The sequence below is a fragment of the uncultured Marinobacter sp. genome (assembly GCF_913055835.1).
Classification (GTDB): domain Bacteria; phylum Pseudomonadota; class Gammaproteobacteria; order Pseudomonadales; family Oleiphilaceae; genus Marinobacter.
On the sequence record NZ_CAJXKQ010000016.1, the window covers coordinates 64,351 to 80,310 of the forward strand.

A 15,960-nucleotide genomic window follows, 5' to 3' on the forward strand; every position below is an offset into this window, starting at 1 on the left:
GCCATTCGCCGGAAGCGGCGAGCACACTGGAATCGAGGAATCATGACAACGGATACGGCGAAGAATCAGATGGCAGGGGATGAGCGGAGTGTGCCGGCGCCGGTGGACGTGCCCCCGGTTGGTGAGGAAATCAACCTGGATGCCAATGAAAACTACTTTAACCGGGAATTGAGCCAGCTCCAGTTCAATTACCGGGTTCTCAAGCAGGCACTGGATACGACCCACCCATTGATCAACCGTCTGATTTTCTGCTGCATCTTCAGCAGCAACATGGACGAGTTCTTCGAGATCCGTGTCGCCGGTCTGCGACAGCAGATGAAGTACGGCCGTGAAACCGTCGGTGCCGATGGCATGATGCCGGAACAGGCCCTGGCAGAAATCAGCCGTGTGGCCCACGAGTACATTCGCGAGCAGTACGACATCCTCAACAATGTACTGATTCCCGAGATGGAGCAGGAGAACATCCATTTTGTCCGTCGCCGGGAGTGGACACCGGAGCAGGCGGAGTGGGTTCGCACTTATTTCGAGGAAGAGATCCTGCCGGTGGTCAGCCCCATCGGGCTGGATCCCTCGCACCCGTTTCCACGTCTGGTCAACAAAAGCCTGAATTTTATTGTTGAACTGGACGGCAAGGACGCCTTTGGTCGGGAAACCGGTATGGCGATCGTGCCTGCACCCCGTTCGCTTCCTCGTCTGGTCCGGCTTCCCGATGAGGTCTGTAACGGTGGCGACAACCTGGTGTTCCTGTCGTCCATGATCCACGCCCATGCCGATGAACTCTTTCCGGGAATGGAGGTGAAAGGCTGCTATCAGTTCCGGCTGACCCGAAACGCTGACCTTGAGCTGGAGGACGACCTTGAAGACCTGGCCTCGGCCCTTCGCGGTGAGCTGCTCAGCCGCCGGTTCGGCGATGGCGTGCGACTTGAGGTTGCCGACAACTGCCCAGAGGAGCTGGTTCAGTTCCTGCTCAAGGAGTTCGGTCTGACCGAGCGGGATCTTTACCAGGTACACGGCCCGGTCAACCTGACCCGCCTCATGGCTGTCGGTGGGCTGGTAGACCGGCAGGATCTGACCTATTCCGGTTTTTCACCGTCGATTCCCAGGCAGATCCGCAGCAAGGAATCGATGTTCGACGCCATCCGCAAGCGTCCAATCCTGCTGCTGCATCCCTATGAGAACTTCAGCCCGGTGGTGGATCTGCTGCGTCAGGCCGCCAAGGACCCCCAGGTTCTGGCCATTCGACAAACCCTCTACCGCACCGGCGCCGATTCAGAAATTGTTGAAGCCCTGGCAGACGCCGCGCGTCGTGGCAAAGAGGTTACCGCTGTTATCGAACTGCGGGCCCGCTTCAGCGAGGCGGAGAACCTGGAGCTGGCCAGCCGGCTTCAGGAAGCCGGGGTAATCGTGGTGTACGGTGTGGTCGGCTACAAGACCCACGCCAAGATGATCCTGATTGTCCGTCGCGAAGAGGGGCGCCTGCGTCGTTATGTCCACCTCGGGACCGGCAACTATCACGCGGGTAACGCCCGCCTGTATACCGATTACAGCTTCATGACCTGCGATGAGTCTATCGGTGACGACGTTAACAAGCTCTTCCAGCAGCTCACTGGCATGGGCAAGGCCCTGAAAATCAAGAAGCTGTTCCACTCGCCCTTCACCCTCCATTCGCGCCTGCTCAGCCTGATTGAGCGCGAAGCTGGCTATGGCGAGAAAGGCCGGATTATCTTCAAGTTCAATGCGCTCACCGAGATCCAGCTGATCAAGGCGCTTTACCGCGCTTCCCAGGCGGGTGTGAAAATCGATCTGATTATCCGCGGTATCTGCTGTCTGCGCCCAGAGGTGCCAGGCCTTTCCGAGAATATTCGGGTAAGGTCCATCATCGGACGTTTCCTTGAGCATACCCGGGTGTACTACTTCGGCAACAACGGCCGCCCGGATGTCTATTGTTCCAGCGCCGACGGCATGGAGCGGAATCTGCTCAGTCGCGTGGAAACCGCCTTCCCCCTCGATGACCCCGAGCTGGTCGCCAGAGTCAGGGAAGATCTGGATACCTACCTGGCGGACAACTGCCAGTCCTGGGTGCTGCAACCGGATGGCAGCTATATCCAGAACCAGCCCGGCGACGATGAAGAGCGCCTGGCCTCCCAACTGGTACTGCTGGAACGGCTGACCGGAAAGACCTGATTTACCGAACTGGAGAACGCGTTTGAACGCCAAATGGATGATCGCTGGTGCTGGTGTACTGGCTGTGGCTGGTGGCCTGCCCTGGGTCGTGGGGTACGTGACTGAACAGCAGTGGCAGAAGGCAACGGCGGAGGTGAACAGTGCCCAACCGTTCCTTCGCATGGAAACCGATAACTACGATCGAGGTATTCTCGGGGCCCGGTTCACAGGTTCGGTTAACCTGAGGAATCCGGAAACCGGAGAATCCCGGCAGTTTGCCTATCGTGCCGATGTCACTCATGGGGTAACCGGGAGTCTGGTGGATTTCGAACCCGAGGGAGGCTGGGCATCAGGGGGCACGGACTGGTTTTCTGGCGAAGAGCCAAGGCTGACCCTGGAAACCCGACTCTGGGGTACCGCAGTGATTGAGCTCGAAGCGCCCCAGATGACCGTAACTGACGCGGATACCGGGGAGACACTGGCCTCGAGCGGCGGTCTGGCAAGAGTCGAGATCAGTGACTCGGGCTCGCAGGCGGATGCCTTGATGGTCTGGCCGGCCCTGACTCTGGCGGGCCAGGATTTGGATATTCGGGTCAGTGACTTCCGCCTGGAGCAGACAATGACTCATCTATCGGGCGAGGTCTGGACTGGCTCTGGCGAAGTAGTGGTGGACTCGATTGCGGTGACTCCCACTGCACAAACGCCCGTTACGCTCGAGGATATTTCGATTCGCAGCAGCAGTGAGCCGCTCAATGATGGCGAGCGCCTGGACTCGCGGATGGCTTTCGAGGTTGCCAGAGTTGCAACGGCCGATGAGGCGTATGGCCCCCAGCGGCTGGTGTTCGAACTGTCCGGGCTGGATGTGTCGGCCTGGAGCGGGCTGACGGAAAGCCTGTCATCACTGCAGGCTCTTGCCCTCAGCGAGGCCGCCGGTGGTCCTCAGCAGTTCGAACAGCAGATGGCTGCCATGCAGCAGGTAAACACGGCCCTGCGTGACCTCGCCGCTGCCGGCTTCTCCGTTGGTTTTCCGGAGCTGACCATAACCACGCCGGAAGGTGTGGTGGAGGGCAGCGCCAGTATTTCCCATCCGGATCTGACAGCAGATAAGAAGGGCGAGATGCTGATGGTAATGCAGAAGCTGACCGGGGAGATGGATCTCAGTCTCCCGCTGGCACTCGCCGAGGAGTACCCTGAATTCCAGATGCAGCTGGCGCCCTTGATCAAACAGGGATTGCTGGTTCAGCAAGGCGACCGTTTGGTGCTTGATGCCAGTATGAAAGATCTCATGCTCGACGTGAACGGGGTGGAGATCCCTTTGCCGCCGTTGCTCTGAGGTCTGGTTTCCTGCCGTAAAAAAGCCCGTTGATCGGGGCTTTTTCGTGGCGCGAGTTTCAGCTGAATTTCTTTTTCAGGGCAGCCTCTACCGCCGGATCGACAAATTCCGAGACATCGCCGCCCAGGGAGGCGATTTCCCGGATCAGGGTGGAGGAGATGTAGGACAGGTGGTTGGCCGGTGTCAGGAATACGCTTTCCACTTCCGGAGCCAGCCGGCGGTTCATGTCGGCCAGCTGGAATTCGTATTCGAAATCGGACACCGCCCGGAGACCACGGAGGATCACGGTGGCGCCCTGTTCGCGGACAAAATCGGCCAGCAGGTTGCTGAAGCCGGTGACGCTGACATTGGGGAGATGCGCGGTCGCCTGCCGGACCAGTTCGCAGCGTTCTTCGAGGTCGAGAAGTGGCTGTTTCTTGGGGTTGTAGGCGATGGCGACGACGATTTCATCAAACATTCTGCCGGCCCGTTCGATCAGGTCGGTGTGGCCGTTGGTGATGGGATCGAAGGTGCCCGGGTAGATGACTTTGGACATGCACAGCTCCTTTCTTTGCAAGGGCCTAGGATAGCAGCATTTTTTGGCTACCTGTAGTTGGCGGCCAGGACACTGGAAGATGCATGTCGGTTATGCGGTGGTGCCAGCTGGAAGGGCTGATCCGGGAAACGCTACGAGCACATCCATGTGCGCTTGAGCGAAGCCATCCCTGGCTTCTCACATTCCCGGATCAGCCCTTCCAGCCGGCCCTGCTATCCCTGTGCGGGTCTCCCCGACGGGCACTGTTAGCCCACTGATCAAGACAGTCTTTGTGCAAGTCTGGTGCTGTTTCTGGCCGCCAAAGCATAAACCGACAGCTGCGGATTCGCCCCAATGCTGGTTGGGAAGATCGAGGCATCGTGGACGCTGAGGTTGCTGACTTGGTGGTGTTCGCCAAAGCCGTTGACAACCGAGGTTGCCGGGTCTGCGCCCATGGCGCAGCCGCCCATTTGGTGGGCGGTGAACAGGCGGACGCGGTGGGGGGCCATGGGGAGTTGGTCGATGGCGGCTTTGGCGTCGGTCCAGTTGGTGTACCAGTCGGAATCCAGGTGCATGAGGCGGACTCTCTCGGCGCCGGCGGCGAACTGGATTTCGGCCATGGTGTGGAAGGCCTTGCGAAGGCCGTCCCAGAGGTAGTCGGTAACCGGGTAATCCAGTACCGGGCTGCCGTCGTCGCGGAGCGAGACGGTACCGCCGGGACTTTCGGGGTGGAAGCCGTCCCGAAGCAGAGCGATGACGGACTGCATGTGGGGCAGGCCAGCCATGTTGTTGATCTGGGTTTCGCCGTGGCCCGGGATGACGCCGCTGGACATGCCTGGGTGTAGTGGCGGCACTTCGAGTTTGTAGCCAACCGGGCCGTCGACGCCGTTGCTGAAGTTGAATTCGTCCGAGTAGATGGACTGTGGCGCGCCGTAGAACGGATCGACGCGCTGAGGCATCTGGGCGACTGTGGCGTTCACCGGGTGGATGAAGGAGCGTTTGCCGATTCGCTGGTGCGGGTCCGGGATGTCGGAGCGGAGCAGCAGGCCGGGGCTGCCGATGGCGCTGGCGGCGACCACGAAGTTTCTGGCTTTGAGATTGACCTTGATGCCGGTCGGGGTGATGCCGTCATCGGCGAACGCAGACGCTTCCAGGTGGTCGATCTGGTCCTGTTTCATGACCAGGCGGTCGGCGCGCAGGCTGTGGAACAGGCGGGCGTTGTTGTCGAGTGCACCGGGGATGGTGGTCATGAGGGCGCCCTGCTTGGCGTTGGTCGGGCAGCCGACGCCACAATAACCGAGGTTCCAGCAGCCTTTCACGTTGCGGGGGATGATCTGCCAGCTGTAGCCCAGTTTCTCGCAGCCCTGGCGCAAGATGTCGTTGTTGACGTTTGGGTCCACCTGCCAGGGGGACATGGAATGTCGTTCTTCCCGACCGTCGAACCAGGGCGCCATGGCGTCTGGCCGGAGGTCTTCCAGTCCGAACTGATCGGCCCAGTAATTCAGTGTGGGCTCCGGTGTGCGGAAGCTACTGGTCCAGTTCACCGTGGTGGAACCGCCCACGCAGCGGCCCTGCAAGATGGCGATCGCCCCGTCCCGGGTTACCCGGCTCATGCCTTCCTGGTAGAGGTTGGCATAGGAGGTCTGCTCGTCCATTTTGAAGTCTTTCTGGTAATACAACCGGCCCTCTTCAACAAGGATTACGGACAATCCGCTGCTGGCCAGAATCTCGGCGGTGGTGCCGCCACCGGCGCCGGTTCCGATAACAACAACGTCGGCTTCCGTGGTCAGGCTTTCCGTCAGTTGGGCACCATCGGTGACTTTCCAGCCTGATTCCAGGCCCCGTGCAATACGATCGGTCAATGACATGTTTGGCTCCGTCAGATCAGCTGGCAATCAGGCATTCTGGAATTGTGGTAAGGCGTCCACCGCGTATTGCGGCGGTCCGGGGTAGCCGGACAGGTGCCAGAAATCCCGATAGCCGTAAAACGCCACGTTGCTGATCTTGGTCAGGGCAATGTAGCCATTGTTGAACAGCCCGATACGGCTGGTGCGCCAGCGCTCCAGAAACGCATCCGCTTCCTCAGTGGTCACATTTGGCCAACTGGACCAGACCCTGGCAACGGTCACGCGGGTGAGCCCGAAGTTCAGCAGATCAAACAACCGCCGCAGTTCTTTCTGGTTGGCCGGTCCGAACTTGTGGATGCCGGCATCAATGCGCTCGATTGTTCCGGCAATGGCGATGTTTCTGGCCTGGGGCTGCTCTGGCAAACCCGGGCCAATCATGGCGGGCAGCAGGGCCTCGAACAGCGCAATGTCATCCTCGGTCAAAAAACGGAACTGATAGCTGGCATCCATCCGGGTACCAACGGCACTGAGACGGCCTGCTGGCTGCGTCGCGCAACCGCTCAGCCCGGCGGTGACACTGACGGTACCCAGAAACAGGGCGCCGCCCAGTCCGGTTTTGAGAAAGCTTCGGCGGTTGAGATCGGAAAATTGAGGGTGTCCTGACGGATCAGGGGTCTGTTTCTGCATGGGGGTGTTCTCGCTATTGTTTTTGGATAGCGGGGAAAATGCTGAATCGTCGAGGGCTACCGGCCCTCGACAGACTCCCATAAATGGGCCTTAGCGGATAAAGAACTTGTAAACCATCTTGTGCGCGGTCGTCCCATGGGGCGCATAGACAAACTTGCCGCTGTTGAATTTCTGCTTGGTGAAAATGGCCCGGTGATGGGAGAAGGTCAGGAACCCTTCGCGACCGTGGTAGTGCCCCATGCCGGAATCGCCGATGCCACCAAAGGGCAGATCGTCCTGGGCCACATGCATCAGCGAATCGTTGATGCACATGCCGCCGGAGTGGGTGTTATCCACCACATGTTGCTGCTGGGTCTTGTCGTATCCGAAGAAGTACAGGGCCAGGGGGCGCGGGCGATCATTGATGTAATGGATTGCTTCGTCCAGGCTGCCATAGCTGACGATGGGCAGGATCGGACCGAAGATCTCATCCTGCATCACCTTCATGTCCGGTGTGGTTTTCAGAACCAGCGTCAGCGGAATCTTGCGGGTGCCATCCTTGAGATTCTCCCGGGCCGGGTTGATTTCCACCAGCTCGGCTCCCTTCTCCCGGGCATCCTCAAGGTAGCTTTGCAGACGATCATACTGACGCTCATTGATGATGGCGGTGAAGTCGTCGTTGTCCCGCAGGCTCGGATACATCTCGGAAAAGCGGGCACGGAACTCGTCAACAAACGACTGCACCCGGTCGGCGGGACACAGCACGTAGTCAGGTGCCACGCAGGTCTGACCCGCGTTGAATGCCTTGCCGAAGGCAATCCGCTGGGCGGCATCTTCCATTGGCACATCCGGAGAAACCACGGCCGGAGATTTGCCACCCAGTTCCAGGGTGACCGGCGTCAGGTTCTCTGCTGCCGCCTTCATCACCAGCTTGCCCACGGACGTGGAGCCGGTGAACAGAAGATGATCAAACGGACGTGATGAAAAGTCCGCAGCCACGTTGGCCTCGCCGTTGATTATCGAGACCAGGTCTTCCGGGAAGCTGGCTTCGATCAGTTCCTTGAACAGCGCCGATGTGTGCGGTGTGTATTCCGACATCTTGATCATGGTGCGGTTCCCCGCAGCCAGTGACGCAACCAGGGGGCCCACTGCGAGGTAGAGAGGGTAGTTCCAGGGCACGATCACACCGACCACACCCTTGGGCTGGTAGTGGACCTTGTTGCTGGCGGGCTGGAACAGCACGGAAACGTGGCGTTTTGATGGCTTCATCCAGCCGCTGAGGTTTTTCAGGGTGTAGTTGATGCCCTGAATCGATGGCATTACCTCGGCAATCAGGGATTCGTCCTTCGAGCGGCAGCTGAAATCCCGGTCTATGGCATCCAGAAGCCGATCCTGGTTGCCAAGCAATACCCGCTTGAGGCGTTTAAGGTTTTCCTGCCGCTCGGCGAGGGAAGGCATGGGATTATTGCGAAATGCCTTTTTCTGGTCCTCAAACACCCGGTGAGTGTGCTGGATCTGCTTCTTGCTCTCGGTGAGCTGGACGACAGTGGCTCCCATGATGCTTTCTCCTCTTTGGCCCCGCTCTGAGTCGGTCGGCGGCCTGTTGTTTGCGTGATTGAACGGCTGGCGAAAAAGTGTTCAATTTGCGTCTGGGGGTATTATTAGAGTATATACTCTAGTGAGTCAAGCGGAGGCGGGTGGCGAATCAGGCCATCTGTGAGCTGAACAACAACAAACGCCGACGGGTCTATGAAGACAAGAGACAAGATACTGCTCTCCAGCCTGGAGCTGTTTAACGAACGGGGCGAGCGTAACGTCACCACCAACCACATAGCAGCAAACCTGGCGATTTCGCCGGGCAACCTCTATTACCACTTCCGCAACAAGTCCGACATCATTTACGAGATCTTCCTGGAATACGAAAAGCTGGTGGATTTTTATCTCGATATTCCGGAAGACCGGGCCATGACCCTGGACGACATGACCTTTTATCTGGAATCGGTCTTTGACGGTCTCTGGAGTTACCGGTTCTTTCACCGGGATCTGGAGTATCTTCTGGACAGCGATCAGCGACTTCGGCAGGACTATCGCGACTTTACCAACCGGTGTCTGGCATCAATCAGTCGTATCTTCGAGAAGCTGGCGGAAGCGGGCATCATTGAACCCCAGGAAGAAGACCTGAGGTCCGCCATGTCGCTGAATGTCTGGCTGGTAATTACCAACTGGATGGCGTTCCTGAAAACGGCCCATGCAGCCGAGGAATCTGCCTGCCTTACTCTCACTGAGCTGAAGCAGGGCATCTACCAGGTCCTGACCCTCGAGATCCCCTATCTGACTCCGGCCTACCGTGAACGCGTGATGGCCCTGAGAGAAAAATATCGCCCGGCACTGCCTGGCAATGACAGTTCGGGCGCGGGAGCGTATACGTGAAACCCGAAGATCTGGTCAAAAAATGATCTGATCAGGAACTTTCGTCGAACATACTGATCAGAAAGGGTGACGTTGGGAATTCGGACATTCCTTGCGTCTCCTGAGTGCGATCTCAGGTTTTAGCACGTCGCAAACCCTGACGTTTCACCGGTCTGTCACCTGGCAGGCCGGTTTTTTTATGCTCAGTTGGTGGTGTCCACTTCCCCGGCGTTACCTTCCAGCCAGTCGATCAGCGCCTCCCTGCATTCGTCCACGCCCCGCTTTGAGGTCGCGGAAAACATGATCAGATGCTCCACGCAGGTGTACGTTTTCAGATCCCTGGCAATGCCCAGCATGGCGGTTTTGGCCTGGCCGAATTTCAGTTTGTCTGCCTTGGTGGCCAGAATCATCAGCGGCAGGTTGTTATGCTCGCACCAATCCACCATCATTTGGTCGAAATCGGTCAGAGGGTGGCGGATGTCCATGACCAGGACCAGACCACGCAGGCAGCGTCGGTCATTCAGGTAGTGGCCGAGGTGCTGTTGCCAGTCGTCTTTCATGTCCCGGGATACTTTGGCGTAGCCGTATCCGGGCAGGTCGACCAGGCGGCAGTGCTCGCGGTTGAGCGAGAAGAAGTTGATCAGCCGTGTGCGTCCGGGGGTCTTACTGGTGCGGGCCAGCTTGCCGTTAGCGGTGATGGCATTGAGTGCACTGGATTTCCCGGCGTTGGAACGGCCAGCGAAGGCAACCTCGGCGCCGAAATCCGGCGGGCACTCATCCAGGCGGGAAGCGCTGATGAGAAATCGGGCGCTGTTAAAAGAAAGGCTTTTTTGAGTCAGATCAGGGTCCACAGCGGTTGGCTTTCCTTTGGATTTCAGTTATCAGGGATTAATGTATAATGCTACACCAATTCCGGGCGGCGCGCTGCGCGCGACCGCTGTCAGCCCCGGTTTTGAGCCTGAACTGGTCAGCGCCTGCCGGCTGCATAGCGAAGAATACCCTTAAAAGATGAGAGAAGCGGAGCGAGCATGAAAAAACTGATCGCAGGAGTAGTTCTCGGTGTTGGCCTCACGGCAATGGCGCACGGGGCGGGAGATCCTCAAGCGGGCGAACAGAACGCAGCGGTATGTGCCGGTTGTCACGGCCAGAATGGTGCCAAGCCCATTATGGGGTCTTATCCCAAGCTGTCCGGTCTGGGCGAAAAATACCTGTATCGGCAACTGGTGCTGATCAAGGACAAAGAGCGGAATATCGCGGAAATGACCGGTATTCTGGATAACATGAACGACCAGGATCTGCAGGATCTGGCTGCTTACTTCAACTCCAAGGACATGGTTGTTGGCCAGGCCGATCCGGATCTGGTTGATCAGGGTGCTGCCCTGTATCGTGGCGGCAACATGGCGACGGGAGTGCCAGCCTGTGCCGGCTGTCATAACCCCCAGGGTGTTGGCAACGAGCCGGCCGGCTATCCCGCTCTCGGTGGTCAGAACGCAGAGTATCTGATCAAGCAGCTGAATGCCTATCGCGATGGTTCCCGGGATGCCGGTACGAACGCATCGATCATGATGGATGTCGCGTCGAAGCTGACCGATGCCGAGATCGAAGCAGTCTCCAGCTATATTTCCGGCCTGAACTGAAATTGCCGGGCTGTACCGAAAACCCCGCCTGGTGCGGGGTTTTTTGTTGCCTTTCGTTTCTGTAACTGCCGACCTGTGGAACTTTTCAGGTACGCTGGGTCATAATCCTTCCAAAACGATATTCAGATAACCGGAGATTTTTCATGTTTCGATCCTTCAGAACGGCTTTCCTGCTCCTGTTGGCGCTGTCTGTTTCTGGCCTGGCCAACGCCGCAGAGTGGAAAGAAGGTACCCATTACAATCGGCTGGATAACCCGGTAAGAACCGACAGCGATTCCGGTGTCGAAGTGGCGGAAGTCTTCTGGTACGGCTGCCCCCATTGCTACAACTTCAAGCCATTGATCGAGGAGTGGGCGGCCAATGCGCCCGATTACGTCAACTATGTGAAGATTCCTGCGGCACTCGGCAGAAACTGGGAACCTCACGCCTATGCTTTTTATGCCCTGGAAGCCATGGGTGAGCTGGACAAGGTGCACGACGCCCTGTTCGATGCGTTGGCTGGCGAGCGCCGCCCCCTGAATTCGCCGGAAGCCCTGGCGGACTTCGTTGCGGATTATGGCGTGGATCCGGATGAATTTGTCAGCACCTACAAAAGCTTCGGTGTGAATGCCCGCATGCAGAAGGCCCAGTCCAAAATCCGCGGCGCGCGCATTACCGGAACACCGACTATGCTGGTTAATGGCAAGTACACGGTCAGTGCATCCATGGCCGGAAGTCATGAGAATGTTCTGGACGTGGTGGACTACCTGGTTGCCAAAGAGCGGGGCGAGGTGGAGTAAATCGCTCCAAGACGTCAGAGCCGAGTACAACAAGCAGACGGCCGGTCGAGACCGCCACTATGTACAAGCATTTAAGAAAGCAGTTGAATGGCATCCTGAAGCCGGTCGGCGGGCCAAGGGGTGCCTGCTCGGGAACCGAGCATGTTCCCGAGTTCGAGCCACAGCGACACATTCGCCTGCTGACCTTCAATATCCAGGTCGGTATCAATACCTCGTCCTACCGTCACTATCTGACGCGGAGCTGGCAGCACATACTGCCTCACCGTAACCGCATCGAAAACCTGGACCGGATTGCCTCCCTGCTGCGCAGCTACGACGTGGTGGCCTTGCAGGAGTGCGACGGCGGCAGTCTGCGCAGCGGCTATATCAATCAGGTGCAATACCTGGCCGAAGCGGCCGGCATTCCGTATTGGTACCAGCAGCTGAACCGAAATCTTGGTCAGATCGCCCAGCACAGCAATGGTCTGTTAAGCCGGTACCGGCCCCTTGACGTTACCGAGCATAAGTTACCGGGGCTGATCCCGGGCAGGGGGGCGATCATCGCCCGCTATGGCACCGAGCATGACCCTCTGGTGCTGGTGCTGATGCACCTGTCTCTGAGCAAGACGGCCCAGCAACGCCAGTTAGGCTACATCCGGGAGCTGATCGCTGATTACCAGCATGTGGTTCTGATGGGAGACATGAACGCTCATGCGGAGCAGCTGCTTACCCAGACACCCCTCAAGGAAACCGATCTGGTGCCCTTGCCAGACACGGCCCACAGTTTTCCAAGTTGGCGGCCCGAGAAGGCCCTTGATCATATTCTGGTGAGTCCCTCATTGGAGATCCGACGGTCAGAAGTGGTCAGCTATCCGATGTCAGATCACCTGCCTATCGCCATGGACGTGGCGTTACCCGAGGGTTATCTGGAGAAGTTCTGACTCTGGTTGCCAACAGTCAGACGCGAGACGGACTCCCCGATGCCTGGATGGGTGGAGCTGCACCCCTTTCCATAAGGACTTGGGTGGAATATCACCCAAAACGCCTGGTAACCAGCGTTCGAAAAAAACGGGCGCTGTCGTCTAATGAATTGAAAAATCGACTCATTCCCGTAGCACTAAGCCATTCAGCAGAATTGGCGCAAACCTTGCCAATGTCTTCCCGGTGCCAGCTTGTTTTTCAGGTCGGGCTGGCACGCAGAAGTGCAGGCTCTTGCGGCCTGCCGTCCAACTAAAAATAAATCGGGAAGCAAATCTGTGAATAATCAAAACAAACTTCGTTCTGCCATTGTCGCAATTGCCTGCGGGATTACTTCCACAGGTGTCCTGGCCCAGGCGTCAGTCTCCAATGTGAGTGTAGATCCATACGGCCAGATCAACTACGGCGTGATGGTGACTGACTCGGCCGCTGGCACCAAGACCTATACAGCCGACAACGATAACAGTGCCAGCCGGGCTGGTGTGAGACTGAGTGGTGATGTAGCCGATACCGGTCTGACGGTTGGCGCCCATGTGGAGCTTGAGTACCAGGTTAACCCATCTAATGCGGTTTCTGAGGATGAGCGAACCATTTCCGGAGAGTTCGCGGAGCGGCACCTGAATGTCTATGTCGCCGGTGCTTTTGGCAAGGCTTCTGTTGGTCAGGGTGATGGTGCGGCTAACGGAAATATCGAACGAGACCTTTCGGGTACCGCGGTAATCTCTTATGCCAATCCCGGCTTGATGGGTGGTGGTCTGAGTTTTGTCGAAAAGAGCAACCCTGCGGATACCGTCCGTTTCGGTGCAGCCATGAGCGACCAGGATTTCGAGAGCCGTTATACAAGGGTGCGATACGATCTGCCAAGCGTCGGACCGCTCAAAGTAGCATTAAGTCAGGGTACCAAGAACGATGATCAGGACGTCACTGAAATTGGCGCACGTTTTGACGGTGACCTGGGTGGCAAGGTGTCTGCAGCGGTTGGTTATTCCAGTCGTGACGTTGGGGGTGCGGCGGATAGGGTAGACACTCTGGGTGGTTCGGTGTCGTGGTTGCACGACAGCGGATTTAACGTGACCGGCGCATACTCGACTGTCAGTGATGACGACGCGGCAAACCCGGATTCAGACTTCTTCCTGGTCAAGCTGGGTTACAAGACAGGTCGTCACGCGATGGATATCCATATGATGGAAGCCTCGGATCGCGTTGCCGAAGGCGACTCTGCTCAAACCATTGGTCTGGGGTATGTTTACACGCCGGTGAAGTACTTCAGCGCCTACGCCGGTTACAACAACAACTCACTGGACCGCAATGCAGGCGATTACGAAAATGTAGACACTCTCTTTGTGGGTGCTCTCCTGAAGTTCTGAACTGATATCCACACGTTAGACCCGAAAAGCCCGGCCATGCGCCGGGTTTTTTCGAGCAATAAAAAACCCGGCACCTGGCCGGGTTTCTCTCAGGTCGCCAGATCAATTACTTGATCTTGGCTTCCTTGTACGCAACGTGCTTGCGGACAACCGGATCGTACTTTTTGATCTCGATTTTTTCCGGCGTGTTACGCTTGTTTTTCTTGGTCGTGTAGAAGTGACCAGTGCCTGCTGATGAAACCAGCTTGATTTTCTCGCGCATGATGCGGCTCCTTAAAATTTCTCGCCGCGGGCACGAAGATCGGCCAGCACAGCGTCAATGCCTTTTTTGTCGATGATGCGCATGCCTTTGGTGGATACGCGCAGCTTCACGAAACGCTTCTCGGACTCAACCCAGAAACGATGGTTCTGCAGATTCGGCAGAAAACGACGACGAGTGTGGTTCATCGCGTGGGAAACGTTGTTACCGGATACCGGACGCTTACCGGTAACCTGACAAACTCTGGACATACTTGCCTCCGACCTGAGCAATGGTCTCAATAATACGAATTCGTTTTTAATGCGTCTCTGGTTGCTAAGGAGCCATTACGCCCCCATTCGCGCCTCTAAACTGAACGCTGCTCGCCAGACGCCGCCAGAAAGGGACGCTTTTATACCAGAACTCGCCCCCCAACGCAAAAAATTGTTGGGAATTTGGCCAGTTTTCCGGCATTGGCGTGCACCGGTTTACATCAGTCCCCGTTCAGCGAGCGATATTACCTCACCGTGGCCAACAACCATATGGTCAAGAACCCTGATATCCACCAGGCCCAGAGCTTCCTTCAAGCGTCGGGTCAGGGAAATGTCAGCCTGGCTGGGTTCTGCCACGCCCGAGGGGTGGTTGTGAGCGAAAATCACGGCCGCCGCATTGTCCTCCAGGGCCTGTCGGACCACTTCCCGTGGATAGACGGCCGCGCCATCGATGGTGCCCCTGAACAACTCACGGTACTGGATGACGCGATGGCGGTTGTCCAGAAACAGGCCGGCGAAAACCTCGTGGGGATAGGTGCCGAGCCGGCTGGTGAGAAATCGTCGGGTATCTTCCGGAGAGCGAAGGGGATCGCCCTGGCGCAGTGGTTCATCCATGACCCGTCGGGCCATTTCCATGGCAGCCTGGACCTGGGCATACTTTGCTGTCCCCAGGCCTTTTACATCGCAGAACTGGCGCTGGGACGCGGTCAAAAGTCCCCGAAGCCCGGAGAATTCCTCAACGAGGTGACGGGCAAGTGCCATAACCGGCATGCCGGTTGTGCCGGTGCGTAGAAATATGGCCAGCAGTTCAGCGTCGGAGAGGGTCTGCGCTCCATGGGCGAGCAGGCGTTCCCGCGGACGCTCGTCCGTGGGCCAGGTCGGGTCGGTCATCTTGGCTTCCTTGCGTTGGTGATTCCTGCCCGGGGCGCGTCCTGCACCGCGACGGACATCTCAGGGTTACAAAGGTTACTTTAAAAAGTAACAATCGGTAAACGTAAGCCGTGCCCGGCAGGCTGTCGCTCCGGCCTGAGCATGCTATCTTATAAGCCTTTCATTTTATGCGGAAACGGAGCCCCTATGGCCGCCAGACGAATCCTTGTGGGAGTGACCGGTGGTATTGCTGCCTATAAGAGCGCCGATCTGGTGCGTCAGCTGAAGAAGGCTGGCCATGAGGTGCGAGTGGTTATGACCCGTGGCGCAGAAGCCTTCGTGACGCCGCTGACCTTCCAGGCCCTCAGTGGTGAACCGGTTCGGAGTTCCCTGCTGGACCCTGAGGCGGAAGCTGGCATGGGGCACATCGAGTTGGCCAAATGGGCCGATCAAATGGTGATTGCGCCAGCCTCTGCGGATTTTATTGCCCGTTTGGCGCAGGGCATGGCGGATGATCTGCTAACTACCGTCTGCTGTGCGACCGAGGCGCCTATTGCGGTAGTGCCAGCGATGAATCAGGCGATGTGGAGCAACGGCCGCACCCAGAGAAATATCCGGCTTCTTGAAGAGGATCCCCAGATCGAATTATGGGGGCCGGCCCAGGGAGCGCAGGCCTGTGGCGATACGGGGCCAGGCAGGATGTTGGAGCCGGAGGACATAGTCGCGCTCGTCGATCACAGTCACTCAGGCGTGCTCTCTGGCAAGACGGTCGTGATAACGGCAGGCCCCACCCGCGAGCCTATTGATCCGGTGCGCTATATAAGCAACCACAGTTCCGGGAAAATGGGGTATGCCCTGGCGAGCGCGGCCCGGAAGGCAGGCGCCCGGGTGATTCTGGTCAGTGGGCC

General features: G+C 57.9%; 16 protein-coding genes. 8 read left to right on the plus strand and 8 right to left on the minus strand.

Annotation, left to right across the window (positions count from 1 at the left end):
- Positions 1-42: 42 nt before the first annotated feature.
- Together ppk1 and QZ534_RS10680 are read left to right on the plus strand one after the other, a co-directional pair.
- The gene (gene ppk1 / locus QZ534_RS10675; RefSeq protein WP_296934356.1) at positions 43-2,184 is read left to right on the plus strand and encodes a polyphosphate kinase 1; all 2,142 of its coding nucleotides are present in this window, start codon (positions 43-45) and stop codon (positions 2,182-2,184) included.
- A 22-nt stretch (positions 2,185-2,206) separates the two neighbouring features.
- The gene (locus QZ534_RS10680) at positions 2,207-3,496 is read left to right on the plus strand and encodes a DUF945 family protein (RefSeq protein ID WP_296934359.1); all 1,290 of its coding nucleotides are present in this window, start codon (positions 2,207-2,209) and stop codon (positions 3,494-3,496) included.
- Between the two features lie 58 nt (positions 3,497-3,554).
- Here the strand turns inward: QZ534_RS10680 and coaD are convergent, their stop codons facing one another.
- The 4 genes from coaD to QZ534_RS10700 all read right to left on the minus strand — a co-directional run bounded on the left by coaD (position 3,555) and on the right by QZ534_RS10700 (position 8,080).
- The gene (gene coaD / locus QZ534_RS10685; protein WP_008173494.1) at positions 3,555-4,031 is read right to left on the minus strand and encodes a pantetheine-phosphate adenylyltransferase; all 477 of its coding nucleotides are present in this window, start codon (positions 4,029-4,031) and stop codon (positions 3,555-3,557) included.
- 257 nt (positions 4,032-4,288) lie between these two features.
- The gene (locus QZ534_RS10690; protein WP_296934362.1) at positions 4,289-5,878 is read right to left on the minus strand and encodes a GMC family oxidoreductase; all 1,590 of its coding nucleotides are present in this window, start codon (positions 5,876-5,878) and stop codon (positions 4,289-4,291) included.
- Positions 5,879-5,905: 27 nt separating this feature from the next.
- On the minus strand, positions 5,906-6,544 hold the full coding sequence (locus QZ534_RS10695) for a hypothetical protein (RefSeq protein WP_296934365.1): 639 nt from the start codon (positions 6,542-6,544) through the stop codon (positions 5,906-5,908).
- Between the two features lie 90 nt (positions 6,545-6,634).
- Positions 6,635-8,080 (minus strand): coniferyl aldehyde dehydrogenase, encoded by a 1,446-nt coding sequence (locus tag QZ534_RS10700; RefSeq protein ID WP_296934367.1) that lies wholly within the window; start codon positions 8,078-8,080, stop codon positions 6,635-6,637.
- Between the two features lie 192 nt (positions 8,081-8,272).
- Here QZ534_RS10700 and QZ534_RS10705 point away from each other — a divergent pair, with 192 nt between their 5' ends.
- Positions 8,273-8,953, plus strand: a complete 681-nt coding sequence (locus QZ534_RS10705; protein ID WP_296934370.1) for a TetR/AcrR family transcriptional regulator — start codon at positions 8,273-8,275, stop codon at positions 8,951-8,953.
- 182 nt (positions 8,954-9,135) lie between these two features.
- On the opposite strand, the gene yihA is transcribed toward QZ534_RS10705, so the two are convergent.
- Positions 9,136-9,783 carry a ribosome biogenesis GTP-binding protein YihA/YsxC gene (gene yihA, locus QZ534_RS10710; protein WP_296934374.1) on the minus strand — a complete coding sequence of 216 codons (648 nt, stop codon included), beginning with the start codon at positions 9,781-9,783 and terminating at the stop codon, positions 9,136-9,138.
- Between the two features lie 177 nt (positions 9,784-9,960).
- On the opposite strand from yihA, the gene QZ534_RS10715 reads away from it, so the two are divergent.
- From QZ534_RS10715 to QZ534_RS10730, 4 genes are all read left to right on the plus strand, one after another.
- Entirely contained in the window at positions 9,961-10,569 is a 609-nt protein-coding gene (locus QZ534_RS10715; protein ID WP_296934377.1) for a c-type cytochrome, read from the plus strand.
- A gap of 143 nt (positions 10,570-10,712) precedes the next feature.
- Positions 10,713-11,348, plus strand: coding sequence for a thiol:disulfide interchange protein DsbA/DsbL (locus QZ534_RS10720; protein ID WP_296934379.1), 636 nt, complete (start codon positions 10,713-10,715; stop codon positions 11,346-11,348).
- A 59-nt stretch (positions 11,349-11,407) separates the two neighbouring features.
- A complete protein-coding gene (locus QZ534_RS10725; protein WP_296934382.1) occupies positions 11,408-12,268 on the plus strand; it encodes an endonuclease/exonuclease/phosphatase family protein in 861 nt (286 codons plus the stop codon).
- A gap of 315 nt (positions 12,269-12,583) precedes the next feature.
- Positions 12,584-13,672 (plus strand): porin, encoded by a 1,089-nt coding sequence (locus QZ534_RS10730; protein ID WP_296934385.1) that lies wholly within the window; start codon positions 12,584-12,586, stop codon positions 13,670-13,672.
- A 106-nt stretch (positions 13,673-13,778) separates the two neighbouring features.
- Here QZ534_RS10730 and rpmG read toward each other — a convergent pair whose 3' ends face one another.
- The 3 genes from rpmG to radC form a co-directional block, all read right to left on the minus strand.
- A complete protein-coding gene (rpmG, locus tag QZ534_RS10735) occupies positions 13,779-13,934 on the minus strand; it encodes a 50S ribosomal protein L33 (protein ID WP_008173465.1) in 156 nt (51 codons plus the stop codon).
- A gap of 11 nt (positions 13,935-13,945) precedes the next feature.
- The gene (gene rpmB / locus QZ534_RS10740; protein WP_008173462.1) at positions 13,946-14,182 is read right to left on the minus strand and encodes a 50S ribosomal protein L28; all 237 of its coding nucleotides are present in this window, start codon (positions 14,180-14,182) and stop codon (positions 13,946-13,948) included.
- A 216-nt stretch (positions 14,183-14,398) separates the two neighbouring features.
- Positions 14,399-15,073 (minus strand): DNA repair protein RadC, encoded by a 675-nt coding sequence (gene radC / locus QZ534_RS10745; protein ID WP_296934389.1) that lies wholly within the window; start codon positions 15,071-15,073, stop codon positions 14,399-14,401.
- A 186-nt stretch (positions 15,074-15,259) separates the two neighbouring features.
- On the opposite strand from radC, the gene coaBC reads away from it, so the two are divergent.
- Positions 15,260-15,960: bifunctional phosphopantothenoylcysteine decarboxylase/phosphopantothenate--cysteine ligase CoaBC (gene coaBC / locus QZ534_RS10750; RefSeq protein ID WP_296934391.1), on the plus strand; the 701-nt coding region annotated here is incomplete at its 3' end.